The organism is Cupriavidus sp. 09_S30 (assembly GCF_056930435.1).
The window spans coordinates 274878-293631 of the sequence record NZ_JBXOWI010000001.1 but is presented as its reverse complement, the minus strand read 5'-3'; the positions used below and the strand labels follow the sequence as shown (position 1 = coordinate 293631).

General features: G+C 68.0%; 17 protein-coding genes. 6 read left to right on the top strand and 11 right to left on the bottom strand.

The window, feature by feature from the left end; all coding sequences use genetic code 11:
• Positions 1 to 25 precede the first annotated feature (25 nt).
• The gene (locus tag AC1Z3O_RS01445) at positions 26 to 424 is read right to left on the bottom strand and encodes a hypothetical protein (protein ID WP_483512936.1); all 399 of its coding nucleotides are present in this window, start codon (positions 422 to 424) and stop codon (positions 26 to 28) included.
• Between the two features lie 423 nt (positions 425 to 847).
• Here AC1Z3O_RS01445 and AC1Z3O_RS01440 point away from each other — a divergent pair, with 423 nt between their 5' ends.
• The 3 genes from AC1Z3O_RS01440 (at position 848) to AC1Z3O_RS01430 (ending at position 3978) form a co-directional block, all read left to right on the top strand.
• Positions 848 to 1432 (top strand): BPSL1445 family SYLF domain-containing lipoprotein, encoded by a 585-nt coding sequence (locus tag AC1Z3O_RS01440; protein ID WP_483512934.1) that lies wholly within the window; start codon positions 848 to 850, stop codon positions 1430 to 1432.
• An 87-nt stretch (positions 1433 to 1519) separates the two neighbouring features.
• Complete coding sequence (locus AC1Z3O_RS01435) at positions 1520 to 2419, top strand: recombination-associated protein RdgC (protein WP_483512932.1); 900 nt, start codon at positions 1520 to 1522, stop codon at positions 2417 to 2419.
• 392 nt (positions 2420 to 2811) lie between these two features.
• A complete protein-coding gene (locus AC1Z3O_RS01430; protein ID WP_483512930.1) occupies positions 2812 to 3978 on the top strand; it encodes a ribonucleotide-diphosphate reductase subunit beta in 1167 nt (388 codons plus the stop codon).
• Positions 3979 to 4080: 102 nt separating this feature from the next.
• Here the strand turns inward: AC1Z3O_RS01430 and AC1Z3O_RS01425 are convergent, their stop codons facing one another.
• A complete protein-coding gene (locus AC1Z3O_RS01425; protein WP_483512928.1) occupies positions 4081 to 4911 on the bottom strand; it encodes an AraC family transcriptional regulator in 831 nt (276 codons plus the stop codon).
• Positions 4912 to 4991: 80 nt separating this feature from the next.
• On the opposite strand from AC1Z3O_RS01425, the gene AC1Z3O_RS01420 reads away from it, so the two are divergent.
• Complete coding sequence (locus AC1Z3O_RS01420; protein WP_483512926.1) at positions 4992 to 5618, top strand: glutathione S-transferase family protein; 627 nt, start codon at positions 4992 to 4994, stop codon at positions 5616 to 5618.
• Between the two features lie 13 nt (positions 5619 to 5631).
• Here AC1Z3O_RS01420 and AC1Z3O_RS01415 read toward each other — a convergent pair whose 3' ends face one another.
• The 7 genes from AC1Z3O_RS01415 to AC1Z3O_RS01385 form a co-directional block, all read right to left on the bottom strand.
• On the bottom strand, positions 5632 to 5964 hold the full coding sequence (locus tag AC1Z3O_RS01415; RefSeq protein WP_483512924.1) for a DUF190 domain-containing protein: 333 nt from the start codon (positions 5962 to 5964) through the stop codon (positions 5632 to 5634).
• Positions 5965 to 6200: 236 nt separating this feature from the next.
• Positions 6201 to 9131, bottom strand: a complete 2931-nt coding sequence (locus AC1Z3O_RS01410) for a ribonucleoside-diphosphate reductase subunit alpha (RefSeq protein ID WP_483512922.1) — start codon at positions 9129 to 9131, stop codon at positions 6201 to 6203.
• Between the two features lie 456 nt (positions 9132 to 9587).
• Complete coding sequence (gene ampD, locus AC1Z3O_RS01405; RefSeq protein WP_483512920.1) at positions 9588 to 10238, bottom strand: 1,6-anhydro-N-acetylmuramyl-L-alanine amidase AmpD; 651 nt, start codon at positions 10236 to 10238, stop codon at positions 9588 to 9590.
• Positions 10231 to 11898: a sigma-54-dependent transcriptional regulator gene (locus AC1Z3O_RS01400; protein ID WP_483512918.1), complete on the bottom strand. Its 1668-nt coding sequence runs from the start codon at positions 11896 to 11898 to the stop codon at positions 10231 to 10233. Before AC1Z3O_RS01400 ends, ampD begins: the two co-directional genes overlap by 8 nt.
• 90 nt (positions 11899 to 11988) lie before the next feature.
• A complete protein-coding gene (locus AC1Z3O_RS01395; RefSeq protein WP_483512916.1) occupies positions 11989 to 14034 on the bottom strand; it encodes a histidine kinase dimerization/phospho-acceptor domain-containing protein in 2046 nt (681 codons plus the stop codon).
• Entirely contained in the window at positions 14031 to 14279 is a 249-nt protein-coding gene (locus AC1Z3O_RS01390; protein ID WP_483512914.1) for a PP0621 family protein, read from the bottom strand. The genes AC1Z3O_RS01395 and AC1Z3O_RS01390 overlap by 4 nt, the downstream gene beginning before the upstream one ends.
• 9 nt (positions 14280 to 14288) lie before the next feature.
• Positions 14289 to 15197 (bottom strand): cytochrome C assembly family protein, encoded by a 909-nt coding sequence (locus AC1Z3O_RS01385; protein ID WP_483512913.1) that lies wholly within the window; start codon positions 15195 to 15197, stop codon positions 14289 to 14291.
• An 85-nt stretch (positions 15198 to 15282) separates the two neighbouring features.
• Here AC1Z3O_RS01385 and ffh point away from each other — a divergent pair, with 85 nt between their 5' ends.
• Complete coding sequence (ffh, locus tag AC1Z3O_RS01380) at positions 15283 to 16671, top strand: signal recognition particle protein (protein ID WP_483512911.1); 1389 nt, start codon at positions 15283 to 15285, stop codon at positions 16669 to 16671.
• 80 nt (positions 16672 to 16751) lie between these two features.
• A complete protein-coding gene (locus tag AC1Z3O_RS01375; RefSeq protein WP_483512910.1) occupies positions 16752 to 17294 on the top strand; it encodes a hypoxanthine-guanine phosphoribosyltransferase in 543 nt (180 codons plus the stop codon).
• Here AC1Z3O_RS01375 and AC1Z3O_RS01370 read toward each other — a convergent pair.
• Both AC1Z3O_RS01370 and AC1Z3O_RS01365 read right to left on the bottom strand, forming a co-directional pair.
• Complete coding sequence (locus tag AC1Z3O_RS01370; protein WP_483512908.1) at positions 17278 to 17898, bottom strand: LysE family translocator; 621 nt, start codon at positions 17896 to 17898, stop codon at positions 17278 to 17280. The two genes, AC1Z3O_RS01375 and AC1Z3O_RS01370, sit on opposite strands and share 17 nt — an antisense overlap.
• 114 nt (positions 17899 to 18012) lie before the next feature.
• Positions 18013 to 18687 carry a LysE family translocator gene (locus AC1Z3O_RS01365; protein ID WP_483512907.1) on the bottom strand — a complete coding sequence of 225 codons (675 nt, stop codon included), beginning with the start codon at positions 18685 to 18687 and terminating at the stop codon, positions 18013 to 18015.
• Between the last annotated feature and the right edge of the window lie 67 nt (positions 18688 to 18754).

Genomic DNA, 18754 nt, shown 5'->3' with positions numbered 1-18754 from the left:
TGTCGCTGGCGCGGCAGGCCACCGATCAGCGAGCCGAGGCCCGCGCCTGCTCGCTCTCGATATAGCGCACCAGATAGGCGCGGGTCTTGGCCTCGGTGTCACGGCTGACCTGGTTGGCGGCCTGCCGCGCCGAGTTGCGGCCGTGCGCGGACACCATCTCCGCATCGAGATAATCGTGGAAGGCGACGCGGACCGCGTCCAGTTGCGGCCGGCAGGCACGCAGCGCGCCGTCGGCCAGCGCCTGGGGCGTACCGCCGCGCGGCAGGGCCGCGTCCGCCTGGCTGCGCGCGCAATCGGTGTAGGCGCCGCGCAGCGCCTGCCAGTTGGCATTGGCCTCTTGCGAGGCCTGGGGATCCGTGGGCTGCTGCGAGGCACAGGCGGCCGCCAGCAAGGTGACGGGAATCAGGACGAGAGCGGGTTTCATGCTCAATCGACCGACGCACCGCAGCGCGGTTCCTCGCTGAAGAATTTTCTTACACTCCTGCACCGGCAGCCGTCTTACCCTATCCACGGGTGCAGATCCCCGGCGCGACCACGCGTGCAGGACACACTCGGCAGCATGCATGGCGACAGACCTGCGGCGGGCCAACGGCACGCTTCGCAGCATGCCGGAGGATGCCGCGAGAGGCGGATAGCGATTGGGCATTGATCGGGTATCGGGCGGGCATCGGGATCTGCCCTGGATCAAGCCATGCCGTCGCGGAGTCTTACGGCTGCGGGAAATGTCGGATACTGAGGCCGCGTACCAAGGCCGGATACCGGGGCCAGGCACCAGAAGTTGCGGGAAGCGCGCCGCCGCGCAGGCAGCGGCGCAAGTGCTCTGACTACCAACAACAGGAGAAGATCAATGCAACGGAGATCGTTTCTGGCAGTCGGCGCCGGGCTGGCGGTGGCAGGGTCCGGCATGCTGCTGGGCGCGTGTACCACCACCTCGCCCAGCGCGTCCACCGACAAGGCGGCCAAGCGCCGCGAGATCAATGCCGGCGTCGATGGCGCGCTCGATAAGCTGTATGGTTCCGTGGGCGGCTCGCGGGAACTGGCCGCGCGCTCGCGCGGCATCCTTGTCTTCCCCAACGCCCTGTCGGCGGGCTTCATCCTGGGCGGCCAGTATGGCGACGGTGCGCTGCGCGTGGGTGGCAGCACGCACGGCTACTACAGCATCGTGGCCGGCTCCGTGGGCTGGCAGATCGGCGCGCAGTCCAAGGCCATCATCCTGATGTTCATGACGCAGGACGCGCTCGACAAGTTCACCAGCAGCCAGGGCTGGACCGCCGGTGTCGATGCCACGGTGGCACTGGCAACGGTCGGCGCCAACGGCATGCTCGACACCAATACCGCCCAGCAGCCGGTGGTGGGCTTCGTCGTCACCAATGCTGGCCTGATGGCCGGGCTGAACCTCCAAGGCAGCAAGATCACCAAGCTGGAGCTGTAGCGCATGGCCGCGCGACGCGACGCGGCAAGCACATTGCCGCACGCGCCGCGCGAGCGGATAGAATGCGTCCCTTTGGCCGAATTCCCTATGTGGTTCAAGAATCTGCAGTTGCACCGCCTGAGCGCACCTTGGTCCCTCGGTGCGGATGAAGTCGAAGCCTGCCTGTCGAAGCATGCTTTCTATCCCGGCACCAGCCTGGAAATGCAGACGCAGGGCTGGGCCTCCCCGCGCGAAAACGGCGCGCTCGTGCACCAGGTGGGCAAGCAGATGCTGCTGACCATGCGGGCCGAGAAGAAGCTGCTGCCTGCCACCGTCATCAACCAGGTCACCAAGGCGCGTGCCGCCGAGATCGAGGAACAGCAAGGCTTCAAGCCGGGCCGCAAGCAGCTGAAGGAGCTCAAGGAGCAGGTCACCGAGGAACTGCTGCCGCGCGCGTTCAGCATCCGGCGCGACACCCATGTGTGGATCGACCCCGTCAATGGCTGGCTGGCCATCGACGCCGCCGCGCCGGCCAAGGCCGACGAGGTGCGCGGCCTGCTGTTCAAGGCCATCGACGGTCTCCCCTTGCAGAACCTGCAGGTCAACCAGTCGCCGGTGGCGGCCATGACCGAATGGCTGGCCTCCGATACCGCCCCGGCCGGCTTCACCGTCGACCAGGAGATCGAGCTGCAGTCGAGCAGCGAGAGCAAGGCCACCGTGCGCTATGTGCGCCATCCCCTCGACCCCGAGGACCTGCGCCGCCATATCGCCGCCGGCAAGCGCTGCACGCGGCTGGCGATGACCTGGAACGACCGGGTCTCCTTCGTGCTGACCGAATCGCTGGCGGTCAAGCGCGTGGCGCCGCTGGATGTGATCAAGGAACAGGCCGACAGCAGCGCGCAGGACGAGGACGAGCGCTTCGACGCGGATTTCGCCCTGATGGCAGGCGAGCTCTCGGGCATGCTGGGCGACCTGGTGCTCGCGCTGGGCGGCGAACGCCAGGCCTGAGCCCCACCCGCGAAAAGCCTTGTCCGGCGCGGCCGGGCGGGCCGCCGCCCGGCCCGGCGCGAGACCGCGCGGTTGCTGCAGGACAGCACTATGGATAGTAGTCAAGAGATTCTTCGCAACTATACATAGTGGCTTTTCCTTTCCCCGCGCCAAGCGCAGTGCTAGAATTCCCTGCATTCGGTTCACGAGGGAGCAGCAATGCGAAAAGCCATGCAATGGTCCCGCCCGCGAGGCATCCGCGCCCCCCGGAGAAGTGACGCAGACAAAGGTTGCTGCGGCTAGCATCGCCGCAGCAATCGCACTCCTGGCCTCGAGCCATCCATAGCCGTAGCGACGGCCGCGCGACCACGCGGCGCCGCCCGCAATCGAAAGCATCCACGGAGAAGATCACCATGCTGAGCTGGGACGACGACGTTCAAGCCACTGCGCAGACTGCGCCGCAGCCTGCCCCGCAACCCGCGCTGCAACCGGTGGCGTCGAGCGCCGAGCAGCCGGAAGGCATCCTGGGCAACAACCCGAACGCCGCTGCCGTGCAGAGCAATCGCCGCGTCAATGCCGCCGACAAGCGCGTCATCAACGGCTCCACCGACGTCAACCAGCTGGTGCCCTTCAAGTACAAGTGGGCCTGGGAGAAGTACCTGGCCGGCTGCGCCAACCACTGGATGCCGCAGGAAATCAACATGTCGCGCGACATCGCGCTGTGGAAGGACCCGAACGGCCTGACCGAGGACGAGCGCCGCATCATCAAGCGCAACCTGGGCTTCTTCGTCACCGCCGACTCGCTGGCCGCCAACAACATCGTGCTGGGCACCTACCGCCAGATCACCGCGCCGGAATGCCGCCAGTACCTGCTGCGCCAGGCCTTCGAAGAGGCGATCCACACCCACGCCTACCAGTACATCGTAGAGTCGCTGGGCCTGGATGAGGGCGAGGTCTTCAACGCCTATCACGAAGTGCAGTCGATCCGCGACAAGGACGAGTTCCTGATCCCCTTCATCGACACGCTGACCGATCCGTCCTTCAAGACCGGCACGCCCGAGAACGATCAGAAGCTGCTCAAGTCGCTGATCGTGTTCGCCTGCATCATGGAAGGCCTGTTCTTCTACGTGGGCTTCACCCAGATCCTGGCCATGGGCCGCCAGAACAAGATGACCGGTGCCGCCGAGCAGTACCAGTACATCCTGCGCGACGAATCGCTGCACTGCAATTTCGGCATCGACCTGATCAACCAGATCAAGCTCGAGAACCCGCACCTGTGGACCGCCGAGTTCAAGGCCGAGATCACCGAGCTGTTCAAGAAGGCCGTGGACCTCGAATACCGCTATGCCGAGGACACCATGCCGCGCGGCGTGCTGGGCCTGAACGCGCCGATGTTCAAGAGCTACCTGCGCTTCATCTGCAACCGCCGCTGCCAGCAGATCGGCCTCGACACCCTCTTCCCCAACGAGGAAAACCCCTTCCCGTGGATGAGCGAGATGATCGACTTGAAGAAGGAACGCAACTTCTTCGAAACGCGCGTGATCGAGTACCAGACCGGCGGCGCGCTGTCCTGGGATTGATCGGCACGGGTCCGGCGCCGTGCCGGCCCCGAAGCACGAAGCACGAAGAAGGCGACGCTGTCAGCGTCGCTTTTTTTGTGCCCGTGCCGGCCGTTGCGCCGCTCAGGCGCCCGCCTGCTGGCGGCGGTAGGCGTGCGGCGGCTGGCCCACCAGGCGCTGGAAATCGCGTGTGAGATGCGCCTGGTCGTAGTAGCCGAGACTGTGCGCCAGTCGGGCCAGGTCGACGGCTTCGCCGCCCGCCAGCCGGTCGGCGGCTTCATGCAGGCGATAGCGCCGGATCACCCATTTCGGGCTTACGCCCACATAGTCGGAAAAGAGCTGCTGCAGGGCGCGCACCCCCATGCCGGCCCGCTCGGCAAGCCATTCCACCCGGGTCAGCAGTGGGTCCTCATTGGCCAGCGCCATGATGGCCTGCAGAGCCTCCACGCGCGGATCGGGCGCGGGCAATCGGGGGAGCAGGAATTCCGCTGCCGCGGCAATCATGGCGGCATCGTCGCCGGCCTCGAGCACACTGCGCTCGATACCGCCAACGGCATCCTCGCGCAGGTCGGCGAACACCTCAGGCAGCGGCAGCACGCGGTCCGTGATGGTATGGACAGGCCAACCCAGCAAGGCGCGGAAGGCGCCGGGGCGGAAACGCAGGCCCAGCGCGCAGCCCTTGCCGGAGAGGGTGTAGTCGAAGACGCCGCGCACCACGCCGAACACGGCCGTGCGCCCCGCATCGAATACCAGGTTGACGCAGGGGTATGGCAGGGTGCGCTGCGTGTACGCCGGCTTGCCGCGCAGATCCCAGGCCACCAGCCAGAAATGATCGAGAAACGGCGCCAGCTCCGGCGGCGGCTGGTAGCGCGCGAGGCGGAACACCTGGCTGGCGAGCGCCGGCGCGACCACGCCCTTGGGCCGTTCGGACACTGCCTGCAACGGTGCGCTCATGCGCGTTTTTCCAAGACCGGTAAGGCGGCGCGGACTATAAAGACAGTTCGAGAGAGTTCCATCACCTTGCGGAGCCCACGATGTCTACAGACCGCCATATTACGCTCTTCCACTCCCCCAACAGCCGCTCCGCCGGTGCGCGCATCCTGGTTGAGGAACTGCAGGCCGAGCACGACCTGCACGTGCTGGACCTGAAGGCCTTACAGCAGCGCGAGCCGGCCTACCTGGCCATCAACCCGATGGGCAAGGTGCCAGCCCTGCGCCACGGCGACACCATCGTCACCGAACAGGCCGCGGTCTACATGTACCTGGCCGAGCTCTACCCCGAGCGCGGCCTGTCGCCTGCCCCCGGCGATCCGTTGCGCGGCGCTTACCTGCGCTGGATGGTGTTCTATGGCTCCTGCTTCGAGCCGGCCATGGTCGATCGCGCCATGCAGCGCGAGGCGGGACCGGCCAGCACGTCGCCCTATGGAAGCTATGAGGCAGTGGTGGACGCGGTCGAACAGCAGTTGCGGCCGGGCCCCTGGCTGCTCGGCGAACGCTTTACCGCAGCAGACGTGCTGTGGGGCAGCGCGCTCGGCTGGATCTGCGCCTTCAATCTGATGCCGCGCTCGCCGGCGGTGGCCGCCTACCTGGAGCGCTTCCAGGCCCGCCCCGCGGTGCAGCGGGCGCAGGCGCTCGACGCGGAACTGGCCGCGCGGACCTGAGCCCGCGCCGCGCTCAGTACAAGCTGGCCGCCGCGCCGCCCACCAGGCCGAACTCGACGGGAGAGCGGGTATAGAAGATTTCCACGTCTTCCTGCGCCAGCCGCGCGAACAGCGTCTCGACTTCCGCGGCGGTGGCGATCAGCGTGATCTGCTCCGGCCGGTCTGTCAGTTCGACGAAATGCCAGCTATGGAAACGGTGGTGATGGCCGATGCCCTCGGCCGCCACCAGGTGCGTGGCGCCCTGCAGGTTCAACTCGTGCATCAGCTGCAACAGCCAGTGGGAAAGCTGCTTGCCGTGGTGGCGCCGGCTTTCGACCGTGTACAGGGTGACTTGATAGCCTTCCACGATATGCCCCCATGCCGCCGCGCACCGCGGCATCAGCCTGAGCCGCGCGGCTACTGCTTCAGTCTAGGCCAAGCGGGAAAGGCCGTGCGGCGGGCGGAAGGCGGGCCCAGGGCGGTGGCGCTTACCGGCCCGCCCAAATGAAACGGGCCGGTGCCGGGACATCCCGGCACCGGCCCGTGCAGGCTGGCGACACCACCGCGACCGCGCAGGTCAGCGGCAGCGCCGCGCGCCCTGCCTTACTGGCAGGCCTCGCATTCCTCGAAGCCGGGGTCGCCCGGGCGCATCGTGCAGACCGCGCCTTCGGCTTCCGGCATGGCCGGGGCCGCGGCCGCGGCTGCATCCAGCGCGGAGGCGCCGTCGCTACCCGAGGACACCGCGTTCAGCGAGCCGCGCGTCACGGTGGACTTCTCCACGTGGGTGGCCGCCATGGTGCGCAGGTAGTAGGTCGTCTTCAGGCCGCGCAGCCAGGCCTGCTTGTAGGTGTCGTCCAGCTTCTTGCCCGAAGCGCCGGCCATATAGATGTTCAGCGACTGGGCCTGGTCGATCCACTTCTGGCGGCGGCTGGCCGCTTCCACCAGCCAGGTCGGCTCCACCTCGAAGGCCGTCGCGTAGATGTCGCGCAGGTCTTGCGGGATGCGGTCGATGCGGGCCAGCGAGCCGTCGAAGTACTTCAGATCGGCGACCATCACCTCGTCCCACAGGCCGAGTGCCTTCAGGTCGCGCACCAGGTAGTCGTTGACCACGGTGAACTCGCCCGACAGGTTGGACTTGACGTACAGGTTCTGGAAGGTGGGCTCGATGCAGGCCGACACGCCGATGATGTTGGAGATGGTGGCCGTCGGCGCGATCGCGATGCAGTTCGAGTTGCGCATGCCGTGCTGCTTGATGCGGGCGCGCAGGCTGTCCCAGTCCATGCTCGAGGACAGGTCCACGTCCAGGTAGCCGCCACGCTCCTCGGCCAGCAGCTTGAGCGAGTCCTGCGGCAGAATGCCGCGGTCCCACAGCGAGCCCTGGTAGGTGCTGTAGCGGCCGCGTTCCTCAGCCAGCTCGGTCGAGGCCTGGTAGGCGTAGTAGCACACCGCTTCCATCGAGGTGTCGGCGAACTTCACCGCGGTGTCACTGGCGTACGGCACGCGCAGCACGTGCAGGCAGTCCTGGAAGCCCATGATGCCCATGCCGACCGGACGGTGGCGCAGGTTGGAATTGCGCGCCTTCTCCACCGCGTAGTAGTTGATGTCGATCACGTTGTCGAGCATGCGCATCGCGGTGCGGATGGTCTTCTGCAGCTTGGCGTGGTCGAGCACATAGCTGCCGTCGGCCTGCTGCTTCAGGTGCGCCACCAGGTTGACCGAGCCCAGGTTGCAGACCGCAATCTCGCTCTCATTGGTGTTCAGCGTGATCTCGGTGCACAGGTTGGAGCTGTGCACCACGCCCACGTGCTGCTGCGGGCTGCGGATGTTGCACGGATCCTTGAAGGTGATCCAGGGGTGGCCGGTCTCGAACAGCATGCCCAGCATCTTGCGCCACAGCTGCACCGCCGGGATCTTCTTGAACAGCTTCAGCTCGCCGCGGGCGGCCTTGGCCTCGTAGCCCAGGTAGGCCTGCTCGAAGGCCTTGCCGACCTTGTCGTGCAGGTCCGGGCAGGTCGACGGCGAGAACAGCGTCCACTCGGCGTTTTCCATCACGCGCTTCATGAACAGATCGGGAATCCAGTTCGCCGTGTTCATGTCGTGCGTGCGGCGGCGATCGTCGCCGGTGTTCTTGCGCAGCTCGAGGAATTCCTCGATGTCCAGGTGCCAGGTTTCCAGGTAGGCGCACACCGCGCCCTTGCGCTTGCCGCCCTGGTTGACCGCCACCGCGGTGTCGTTGACCACCTTCAGGAAGGGCACGACGCCCTGCGACTTGCCGTTGGTGCCCTTGATGTGCGAGCCCAGCGCACGGACGTTGGTCCAGTCGTTGCCCAGGCCACCGGCGAACTTCGACAGCAGCGCGTTTTCCTTCAGCGCCTCGTAGATGCCTTCCAGGTCGTCCGACACGGTGGTCAGGTAGCACGAGGACAGCTGCGAGCGCTGGGTGCCCGAGTTGAACAGCGTCGGCGTCGACGACATGAAGTCGAACGAGGACAGCAGCTGGTAGAACTCGATGGCGCGCGCCTCGCGGTCCTTCTCGTTGAGCGCCAGGCCCATGGCCACGCGCATGAAGAAGGCCTGCGGCATCTCGATGCGGACCTCATCGATGTGCAGGAAGTAGCGGTCGTACAGCGTCTGCAGGCCGAGGTAGTTGAACTGGAAGTCGCGCGAGGCATCCAGCGCGGCGCCCAGGCGGGCCAGGTCGAAGGTGGCCAGCTTCTCGTCGAGCAGCTCGGCCGCGATGCCGCGTGCGATGAACTTGGGGAAGTACTCGGCGTAGCGCGCAGCCATCTCGGTCTGGGTCACCTCGGCGCCGAGGATCTCCTTGCGGATGGTGTGCAGCAGGATACGGGCCGTGACCTGGCTGTAGTCCGGGTCCTTCTCGATCAGGGTACGCGCGGCCAGGATGGCCGAGTCGTAGACCTGGGTCATCGGCACGCCGTCGTACAGGTTCTTCAGCGTTTCCTTCAGGATCGGCTCGGCGCTGACGTTCTGGCCGAGGCCGCTGCAGGCGTTGTCGATCAGGGCATGCAGCGCCGCCAGGTCGAGCGCGTAGGTCTGGCCGCCGTCGGTCACATTGACCGACACGCCGCCCTGCTGCACGCGGGCCACCGCCTGCGCGCTGGCCTGGGCACGCTCCTGCGCGCGCTTCTCGCGGTACAGCACATAGGCACGGGCCACCTCTTGCTCGCCCGAGCGCATCAGCGCCAGCTCGACGTGGTCCTGCACGTCCTCGATATGGAAGGTGCCGCCGTTCGGACGGCTGCGCAGCAGGGCGCGCACCACGTTCTGCGTCAGTTGCTCGACCAGCTCGCGCACGCGCGCGGAAGCGGCACCCTGCCCGCCGTTGACGGCGAGGAAGGCCTTGGTCATGGCCACCGCGATCTTGCTAGGCTCGAACGCCACCACGGCGCCGTTGCGGCGGATGATCTTGTAATCCTGGTAGCCGGTGTTGCCGGCGGCAGTCGACTGCTGGGGCGCTGCAGCGCCGGCGGCATTGGCCACACCGGCTGTGATTTCGTTCTGGGCCGTCTGCATGAAGCACTCCTGTTTCCCGGGGATAAAAATGACAGAGTCCCCAGCAAATGCGCATTGAAGGTATCCCACCACCGGCTCAGGGCCGGTACGGCAAGTTGCTTGCTACATCTGCTGGGGACTCGGAGGACGGGCTGCCCTGTGCGCCAGGCCGCATGCCGCCGCGGTTCGAACATCGCGTGCAGCTGCGGCCCACAGATCACACCTAGGCCAGCGCGCCGCGCCGACCACTAGATATAGTGGCCGGCGCCAAAAACTGGACTAAGTATAGTGAAATAGCGCGGCTTGACCAGTCTTGACAAGCCGTTTTTTGACCGGCGGCGCGGCCCTTGCGCACTGCCGCAAGTCCGCAATTCCAGCCAGCGCAAGGCTTGGCGCCGCATCGTGCGCAAGCGCACATTGTAGAGAAATTTTTTTGATTGCCTTCCGGCAGCCGATAGCCCCGGACGGCAGGGGGTTTCACTTGCCGGACGGCCCATCGTTGCGGTATGGGAGCATGCGCGGGGCCAGGCCCGCCGCCGCCGCGAACCGGTCCCAGTCGAAGTGCGGGCCCGGATCGGTCTTGCGGCCAGGCGCGATATCGCTGTGGCCGGCCAGCGCGCCCACGGAGGGATAGGCCGCCAGCAGGCCACGCGCCAGCGCCGCCACCGTGGCGTACTGCGCAGGCGTGAACGGCAGGTCGTCGCAGCCCTCGATCTCGATGCCGATCGAGAAATCGTTGCAACGCGGCCGGCCGAAGAACGACGACTGCCCCGCATGCCAGGCGCGCTCATTGCATGAAACGAACTGGACCAGCTCGCCGCCACGCGTCACCAGGAAATGGGCCGAGACGCGGACCTCGTGAATGGTGGCGAAGAATGGATGGCGCGAGGCGTCGAGCCGGTTCTGGAAGAAGGCCTCGATGTCGCCGGTGCCGAACTGGCCGGGCGGCAGGCTGATGTTGTGCAGCACCACCAGTTCGACGGGCATGCCTTGGGGGCGCGCATCGAAGTTCGGCGAAGGCACGCGGCGCGCGGCCGCGACCCAGCCGTCCGGGCCGGGGCGCAGCACGGATGCGCGCTCCGCGCCGGCGGGATCCTGCTTGCGATGGCGTGGCTGGTGCTCAGGCATCGGTCCTCCCCGCGGCCAGCATGCTGGCGCCTTCGGCCGGCTCGCCGCCGTCCTCGCGCCCATCCTCGCGCCCGTCCTCCCGTCCATCACCGCGGATGCCAAGCTGCTGCAGGCGATAGCGCAACTGACGGAAGCTCAGCCCGAGCAGCGGCGCCGCCGCGGTGCGATTGAAGCCGGTCTGCTGCAAGGCCTGCAGGATCAGCGCGCGCTCCAGCGTCTCCAGCCGCGCGGGCAGGTCGATCGGGAACGTGACCGTGCCGGCCATCATCGCCTCTGGCTCTATTGCCGCGGGCGCAGCCGCCGGGGCCGGCGCGGGCTCCGGCGCGGCCGACAGGGCTGCGGGGAGAAACGCGGCGGCGACCGCCGGCGCGGCCGCCCTCGGGCCGCCGGCCGGCCAGGGCGCGTAGTAAGCCAGCGCCGCCGCGGGCGGGGCCAGCAGGCCGGAGCGCTCCATGCTGACTTCCAGCGGGCCGAGATCGGCCACCTCGATATCGCCGCCCTCCGCAAAGGCGTAGGCGCGCTCGAGCAGGTTCTCGAGTTCACGCACATTGCCCGGAAAGGGATAGGCCGCCAGCCGCTCCAGCGCGGCCGCCGACAGCCGCTTGGGGCGCGGGTCGCCGTAGCGGCTGGCCAGGTAGGAGAGGATGGCGCGCGCCAGCACCGGCACATCCTCGGCACGCTCGCGCAGCGTGGGCATGCGCAGCTCGAGCACATTGATCCGGTAGAACAGGTCCTGGCGGAACTGGCCGGCCGCCACCATGGCGGCCAGGTCCTTGTGACTGGCACAGACCACACGCACGTCGACTGTGTCCTCGCGGCTGGCGCCGATCTTGCGCACGCGCCGCTCCTGCAGCACGCGCAGCAGCTTGACCTGCATCGCCAGCGGCAGGTCGGCGACCTCGTCGAGCATCAGCGTGCCGCCATTGGCCGCCTGGAAGAAGCCGCCGCGCTCGGCGTCGGCACCCGTGAAGGCGCCCTTCACGTAGCCGAAGAACTCCGACTCCATCAGCGTTTCCGGAATGGCGCCGCAGTTGACCGCCACGAAGGGATGGGCGGCGCGCCCGCTGATCGCGTGGATGGCCCGCGCGGCGCGCTCCTTGCCGCTGCCCGACTCGCCGCTGATGACGATCGGCGCCATGCTGCGCGCCAGGCGAGCGAGCGCGCGGCGCACCTCCTGCATCGCCACCGAGTGGCCCGGCAGCAGTTCCGCGGCACGCTCGGCCGCCTCGCCGCCCTCCGCCGCCTGCGCGCCCTCAGCACCTTCCGCGCCTTCGCGCTGCTGCCGTCCCAGCGCGTTGAGGATCAGGTTGCGCAGCTGCTCCAGCGAGATCGGCTTGGCAATGTAGTCGAAGGCGCCCGCCTTGAGCGCCTCGACCGCGTTGTCCGCACTGCCGTAGGCGGTCAGGACGGCCACCGGCACGCGCTCGGGCGCGCTCGACAACTGCCGCACGATGTCGATGCCCAGGCCGTCGCCCAAGCGCATGTCGGTCAGCACCAGGCTGTAGCGGCGCTGGGCCAGCTTCTCGCGCGCCTCGGCCAGCGAGCCGGCCAGCACCACGTCGTGGCCCATGCGGCGGATCGAGATGTCTAGCAATTCGCGCAGGTCGGCTTCGTCGTCGATGACGAGGATGGGGTCTGGGCCTGGATGTCTGGGTGGCATGGGCGGCGTGCGGTCGTCGGTCTGGTCGTCTTGGCGCCTGTATCGTCGCGGGGGTCGGCTGAGTGTGTGCTCGAAAGGCTGGCGCCGGCCTCAGCCGGCAGCGGCGGCCGCCTCGGGTACATCGATGCGCAAGGTCAGCACGAAGGCCTTGCTCGGCAGTGTATCGCGCGCGGCCGGTGCCAGCATCCCCGTGCGCGCCAGCAGGGCCTCCAGCGAGATGGTGCCGTAGCGCACCTGGGCGTCGTTGGCGCCGCACAGCTCGCGCGCCATGAAGAGCCCCAGGCCGGTGCCCTGGGCATTGCTGGTGAAGAAGGGTTCGAATAGGCTGCGCTGATGTTCGCGCGAGACCTCGGCGCCATCGTTCCAGACGATCAGCTCGACGTGATGCTGGTCCAGCGCGTGCGCCAGCAGCCGGATCGCGCCGGGCAGGCGGCTGCAGTAGCGCCAGGCGTTGTCGAGCAGATTGCCCACCACCTGCTGGAGCTGCGACAGTTCGAAGATGACGGGCCTGGCCACGTCCACGGTCAGCCGGATGGCATTGGCATTGACTTCGCGCTCCCCGCCGGCGCTGCCGGTGGGTGCCGCGCGCGAACGCATCTCGGTACGCCAGCGCGTGACGATCTCCGGCAGCGCCTGGTTCAGGTCCACCGCGCTGCGCTCGGTGCGCGGCCGGCGCGACATCTGCAGCACGTCTGAAACCACCTGGTCCAAGCGCCTGACGTTGTCGCTGATGATGCGCAGCAGACGCGCATCCACGTCGCCCTCGGCGCGCGCGCCGCGCCGCCCCGAATCCGCCAACAGCTCGCTGGCCTGGCTGATGGCGGCCAGCGGATTGCGGATCTGGTGCGCCACGCTGGCCACCAGCCGGCCCATGGCCGCCAGCTTTTCCTGCTGGACCTGCTCGGCAATGCGCTCCCAGCTTTCGATATGGACCAGCACGGTATCGCGCATCTCGCTGCGCAGCAGCGCCTCGTCCTCCGGGCTCCAGGCCATCGCTTCGTTCTGCGCGATGGCCAGCCGCAGCCGCGCCGCCGCCTCCGGCGTCATCTCGTTCCAGGCGGCAGTACGTATGCCGGACGTGGTGCTGAACGCATTCGGCAGCGAGGCGGCGAAGGTCGAGCGCAGGCCGGCCACGCCCGGCAACAGGAAACGCAGCCGCAAGCGCGTATGCAGGATCGGCACGCCACTGGAAGAAGGGCGCAGCGGCAGCGGCAGCAGTTGCAGGAGGCGCGGCGCGTCGTCCTTGCTGCGCAGCCAGTCGCGCAGCATCTCCGCCAGCGGCTGCAGCCGCGGGATGCGGCGCAGGTCGAAGAGAACGGCGTCGTGCTGCCCGCCCCGCGCCCTGGGGTCGCCGCCGCGCTCGGACGGCTGCACGCCGAGCAGCACGATCGCGGCGGGATTGGCCGCCACCACGGCGCCGCTCGCGCGTAGCAGCATCACGCCGTCCTGCATGTCGTTGACCATCAGCCGGTTGACCAGCTGCTGCAGCCGCAGCTCCTGCTCGCGCGCCAGCGCGAGCTGCTCCTGGGCGAGCTGGCGGTTGGCCAGCAGGTACATCAGCAGCGCCGCGATCATGAACACCAGGCCATAGAGCCCGGCGCCGAGCAGGGCCGGCGCGGCCTGGCGGGCCACCAAGGTCTGCATCATCGGCTCGCCGAGCACGGTCAGCGCCGAGATGGCGGCGGCGAAGAGCGCGAAGGGCAGGCTGGTCAGCGCACCGGCCTCCAGTGCCGGCAGCAGGAAGATCATTGCCAGCCCGTCGCCGTGCCGCCCCAGCACATGGAACAGCCAGGCCAGCAGCACCAGGTCGGCCAGCACTTGCAGCCGCACGCGGAAATGGAATTGGCGGCGCCACAGCGCGCCGGCCGCCATCGCTAATGCCACCACCACATAGGACAGCACCGCATGCGTCGGGGTGGCGCCGGGCCAGACCTCGGGCAGGCCGCCGGGAAGGACATCACCGCGCTGCGCGGGCAGCCAGCTGTAGCCGAACAGCAACAGCGCAACGGCCAGGCGGGTCCAGCAGAAATAGCGCAGCAGCCGCCAATGGAACTCCGGCGGTTCCGGCTGGCGCCACGTCCGCAGCAGGGCGTGCAGCACGCCCGCGCGCGGCGCGGCGGTGGGCCGCGCCTTCATGCGGCCGGACCGCTGTCGTCCGGCAGATGGCTGCGCCGGCAATAGTGCAGGCCGCGGTAGGCGATCGCCTCACTGAGGGGCACATGCACCCCGCACTGCGCGCACTGCACCATCGCTTCGCCGCCGCGCGGGGCCGGGTCCGGGCGCGCGGCCCGGCGCTCCGCCCGCAGGCGCTCCTCGGCGCGCCTGCGCAGCCACCAGAAGAATCCCAGCACCACGGCAAGGACGAGAAGGATGCGTGCCATGGCCAGGTCTCAGACGCGATGCAGGATCACTTCGATCACGAAGCGGCTGCCGACGTAGGCCAGCAGCAGCGTGCCGAAGGAGGCGATCACCCAGCGCAGCGCGGCGCGCCCCCGCCAGCCGTAGAAGCGCCGGCCGATCAGGATGCCGCAGAACATGCCCCAGGACAGCAGCGCGAAGACCGTCTTATGATCGAGCCGGAAGGCACTGCCGAACAATTGCTCGGAGAACAGCAGGCCGGAGGCGATGGTCAGCGTCAACAGCACGAAGCCGGCACCGATGAGCCGGAACAGCAGCTTCTCGAGCGTCAGCAGCGGCGGCAGCAGATCCAGCCAGCGGCCCAGCCAGCGCGGCTCGGCCTGGCCTGCGGCGCCGGTCGGCCGGTTGAAGCCGTGCAGGCGGCGCTCGGCCAGCAGCATCAGGAATGCGTGGAAGGCAGCCAGCGTGAACAATCCGTAGGCCACGTTGGCGATGATGAAGTGCATCTTGAACAGCGGCTTGGCAGCGTAGCCCAGGATCTGCGAGCCGGGAAAGGCCAGCGGCAACAGGCTGGCCACCAGCGCGACCGGGATCACGATCAGGCCGAGGCCGGCCAGCGAGAAGAAGAAGCTCTCGATCCAGTAGATGCCCACGCCCAGCCACAGCATGGCCGACAGCGCATAGGCGAAGCCAAACATCATGCGGTCGGCGGGAAAGATGGTTTCGTGCAGCAGCAGGCCGTGGCTCGCCAGCACGGCCACCATCAGCACGTGCCACCAGGCCGGCTGCGCCTCTTCCGAGCCGGCCGCGCCAGACAGCAGCAAGGCCGAGCCGCCGCCGCCCTGTGCCAGGGCCGCGAGCCTGGCATGCCGCGCCGCCCAGCCGTGATAGGCCAGGCCGCAATAGAGAAGTGCCGTCAAGGCATACAGTACAATGGCCATTTGCACAGTTTACCCTAGCGCCCCATGCTGGTGGCGTACCGGTAACGCCGCGCCCGAGCGCCTACCCTCCCCCCCGATTTCTGCCATGCTGGACAATCTCACTCAACGCCTGGCGCGGGTCGTCAAGACCATGCGCGGCGAGGCTCGCCTGACCGAGGCCAATACCGCCGAAATGCTGCGCGAAGTGCGCCTCGCCATGCTCGAGGCCGACGTGGCGCTGCCCGTGGTGCGCGAGTTCGTCGCACGCGTGAAGGAAAAGGCCGTGGGCGAAGAGGTGGTCACCAGCCTCACGCCGGGCCAGGCCCTGGTCGGCGTGGTGCAGCGCGAGCTGACCGCGGTGATCGGCGGCGAAGAAAGCCTGCAGGGCAAGGGCGCCGAGCTGAACCTGGCGGTGCAGCCTCCCGCCATCATCCTGATGGCCGGCCTGCAGGGCGCGGGCAAGACCACCACGGTCGGCAAGCTGGCCAAGTGGCTCAAGGAAAACAAGAAGAAGAAGGTGATGACGGTCTCCTGCGACGTCTACCGCCCCGCCGCCATCGCCCAGCTCAAGACCGTGTCCGAGCAGGTCGGCGCCGAGTTCTTCCCCTCGCAGCCCGACCAGAAGCCGGTCGACATCGCCCGCGCGGCGGTGGACTGGGCACGCAAGCACTATGTCGACGTGCTGATCGTCGATACGGCCGGCCGCCTGGGCATCGACGAGTTGATGATGCAGGAGATCGCCGCGCTGCACGCGGAGCTCAAACCCGCCGAAACCCTGTTCGTGGTCGACGCCATGCTGGGCCAGGACGCGGTCAACACGGCCAAGGCCTTCAATGACACGCTGCCGCTGACGGGCGTGGTGCTGACCAAGCTCGACGGTGACGCCCGCGGTGGTGCGGCCCTGTCGGTGCGCCACATCACCGGCCGGCCAATCAAGTTCGTCGGCGTCGGCGAGAAGCTCGACGGCCTGGAGCCCTTCTACCCCGAGCGCATGGCCCAGCGGATCCTGGGCATGGGCGACATCCTGGCCCTGGTCGAGGAAGCGCAGCGCGGCGTGGACATGGAAGCCGCCGAGAAGCTGGCCAAGAAGATCAAGAAAACCGGCGATTTCGACCTGGAAGACTTCAAGGCCCAGATCGGCCAGATGAAGAAGATGGGCGGCCTGGGCAGCCTGGTGGACAAGCTGCCGGCCCAGTTCGCGCAGCAGGCCCAGGGTGCCAACATGGACCAGGCCGAGAAGCAGGTGCGCCGCATGGAAGGCATCATCAACAGCATGACGCCGGCCGAGCGCGCCAAGCCCGACCTGATCAAGGCCAGCCGCAAGCGCCGCATCGCCACCGGCGCCGGCGTGCCGGTGCAGGAGGTCAACCGCCTGCTCAACCAGTTCGACCAGATGCAAAGCATGATGAAGAAGCTCAAGGGCGGCGGCATGATGAAGCTGATGCGCTCGATGGGCGCCATGAAGGGCGGGATGAAGGGCCTGTTCAACCGCTGAACTCGTCGGCCCGCCTGCGCGGCCCCGCCCGCGCCCTTGAAAGTACGCCCCCGCAAGAGAACGAGATAGGAAGAATCACCATGTTGACCGCCGAGCAGGCCCGCGAACTGTGGGCCAATTCCGAGGAAATCGTCAGCGCGCAAGCCGTGCAGCAATCGCTCGACCGCATGGCGGCCGAGATCACCGCCAAGATCGGCGACACCTTCCCGCTGGTGCTGTCCGTGATGGGCGGCGCCGTGGTCTTCACCGGCATGCTGCTGCCCAAGCTGGCCTTCCCGCTGGAGTTCGACTACATCCACCTGTCCCGCTATAACAACAAGACCGTGGGCGGCGAGATGCAATGGCGCGTGGCGCCGCGCGAGTCGGTCAAGGACCGCGTGGTGCTGGTGCTCGACGACATCCTCGACGAGGGCGAGACCATGGCGGCCATCCGCGAGCGCATCATGGACATGGGCGCGCGCGAATTCCACGCGGCCGTGCTGTGCGAGAAGACGCTGGCCAAGGCCAAGCCGATGCACCCCGACTTCTGCGGCTTCAGCGTGCCGGAGCGCTATGTCTTCGGCTGCGGCATGGACGCCAAGGGCTACTGGCGCAACCTCGATTCGATCAGGGCCTTGCGCTGAGGATGGGCCACAGCGAGGCGAGCAGCAGCAATGCCATCGCCACGTTGAACACCCGCAGCACGCGCGGGCGCGCCAGCCAGCGCCGCAGTGCGGAGCCGCACGCTACCCACATCGCCACGCTGGGCAAGTTGATCACGGCGAAGATGCCGGACAGCAGCAGCACGTTGATCCACAGATTGCCGTGCAGCACGTAGGTGCTGCACGCGCTCACCGCCATCACCCAGGCCTTGGGGTTCACCCACTGGAAGGCGGCGGCGCGCAGGAAGCCCATCGGCTGCGCCACCTGGCGCTCCTGCACGCCACCGGCCGTGGCCAGCTTCCACGCCAGCCAGACCAGATAGGCCGTGGCCACCACGCGCAGCACCTGCCAGGTCCACGGCAGCGCGCTGAACAGCGAGCCCAGGCCAAGTCCGACCAGCGCCACCATCAAGGCAAAGCCGATACTGACGCCGAGCAGATGCGGTATCGTGCGCGCGAAACCGAAGTTGACGCCTGAGGCCAGCAACATCGTGTTGTTGGGACCGGGGGTGACCGAGGACACCAGCGCGAAGCCGCAGAAGGCGGCGAACACGCCGGAGCCGGCAGCGAGCGGAAGCAGCGCCATGGGGAGACTCCGTCTAGGGGGCAAATGGAATTTGCTTCCAGTCTAGCGACGGAGACCAGAACAGTACCGGTACAGTTGCCCTGAAATGTGCCTATATGCCTTGCGCCCTGTGGCCTAAGCCCGCCACGAGCGGACCGCCACGGCGGCGGCAATGCCCCACAAGGCGATGCCGGTGCAGCGGCTGACCGCGACGGTGGAGCGCGCGAAGCGCGCCGCGACTGCGGGATGCCCCGCCCCGCGCGCCACCAGCAGGTCCCAACCCAGCACGGCACAGAACATCCACAGCCCGTAGCCGATCTGCACGCCGAACGGCGTGCCGTGCGCGGCCAGCACGGCAAACAGGCTGGCGTAGAACAAGGCGTTCTTGGGATTGAGCAGCGCCGACAGCATGCCGGTGCCGAGTTGCGCGGCGAAGGACACGCGCTCGCCGCCCGCTGGGGGCTGCGAACGCGTGCCGGCGCCGGGCATGGCGAAGCCGCCGCGCGCGCGCAGGAAGCGCCAGCCCAGCCAGGCAAGATAGGCGCAGCCGGCCCACTGCAGCGCGTCCAGCCAGCCCTGGCTGGCGCGGCTGGCGGCCAGGCCGGCCAGCGCCAGCACGATGAAGACGCCATTGCCCAGCGCAATGCCAAGGCAGACGCCGCCGGCCTTGCGCGGGCCGTGCACCAGGGCACTGCGCACCACCAGCAGGAAATCGGGGCCCGGACTCAAAAGGGCCAGCAGGTGAGCGCCGGCCACCATGGCGAATTGCGGCGCCAGGCCGCCGGTTGCGTTCAACAGATCCATATCCATCCTCCATCGGAAGACGGCAGTGTCGGCCCGCGGCGCGGCGGCGTATTGAAGGAAATTGCTCGGATGC

What these genes read in the sequence shown, in the direction of transcription:
- AC1Z3O_RS01445 (WP_483512936.1), bottom strand. Translation starts at nt 424, where the DNA reads ATGAAACCCGCTCTCGTCCTGATTCCCGTCACCTTGCTGGCGGCCGCC.
- AC1Z3O_RS01440 (WP_483512934.1), top strand. Translation starts at nt 848, where the DNA reads ATGCAACGGAGATCGTTTCTGGCAGTCGGCGCCGGGCTGGCGGTGGCA.
- AC1Z3O_RS01435 (WP_483512932.1), top strand. Translation starts at nt 1,520, where the DNA reads ATGTGGTTCAAGAATCTGCAGTTGCACCGCCTGAGCGCACCTTGGTCC.
- AC1Z3O_RS01430 (WP_483512930.1), top strand. Translation starts at nt 2,812, where the DNA reads ATGCTGAGCTGGGACGACGACGTTCAAGCCACTGCGCAGACTGCGCCG.
- AC1Z3O_RS01425 (WP_483512928.1), bottom strand. Translation starts at nt 4,911, where the DNA reads ATGAGCGCACCGTTGCAGGCAGTGTCCGAACGGCCCAAGGGCGTGGTC.
- AC1Z3O_RS01420 (WP_483512926.1), top strand. Translation starts at nt 4,992, where the DNA reads ATGTCTACAGACCGCCATATTACGCTCTTCCACTCCCCCAACAGCCGC.
- AC1Z3O_RS01410 (WP_483512922.1), bottom strand. Translation starts at nt 9,131, where the DNA reads ATGCAGACGGCCCAGAACGAAATCACAGCCGGTGTGGCCAATGCCGCC.
- ampD (WP_483512920.1), bottom strand. Translation starts at nt 10,238, where the DNA reads ATGCCTGAGCACCAGCCACGCCATCGCAAGCAGGATCCCGCCGGCGCG.
- AC1Z3O_RS01400 (WP_483512918.1), bottom strand. Translation starts at nt 11,898, where the DNA reads ATGCCACCCAGACATCCAGGCCCAGACCCCATCCTCGTCATCGACGAC.
- AC1Z3O_RS01395 (WP_483512916.1), bottom strand. Translation starts at nt 14,034, where the DNA reads ATGAAGGCGCGGCCCACCGCCGCGCCGCGCGCGGGCGTGCTGCACGCC.
- AC1Z3O_RS01390 (WP_483512914.1), bottom strand. Translation starts at nt 14,279, where the DNA reads ATGGCACGCATCCTTCTCGTCCTTGCCGTGGTGCTGGGATTCTTCTGG.
- AC1Z3O_RS01385 (WP_483512913.1), bottom strand. Translation starts at nt 15,197, where the DNA reads ATGGCCATTGTACTGTATGCCTTGACGGCACTTCTCTATTGCGGCCTG.
- ffh (WP_483512911.1), top strand. Translation starts at nt 15,283, where the DNA reads ATGCTGGACAATCTCACTCAACGCCTGGCGCGGGTCGTCAAGACCATG.
- AC1Z3O_RS01375 (WP_483512910.1), top strand. Translation starts at nt 16,752, where the DNA reads ATGTTGACCGCCGAGCAGGCCCGCGAACTGTGGGCCAATTCCGAGGAA.
- AC1Z3O_RS01370 (WP_483512908.1), bottom strand. Translation starts at nt 17,898, where the DNA reads ATGGCGCTGCTTCCGCTCGCTGCCGGCTCCGGCGTGTTCGCCGCCTTC.
- AC1Z3O_RS01365 (WP_483512907.1), bottom strand. Translation starts at nt 18,687, where the DNA reads ATGGATATGGATCTGTTGAACGCAACCGGCGGCCTGGCGCCGCAATTC.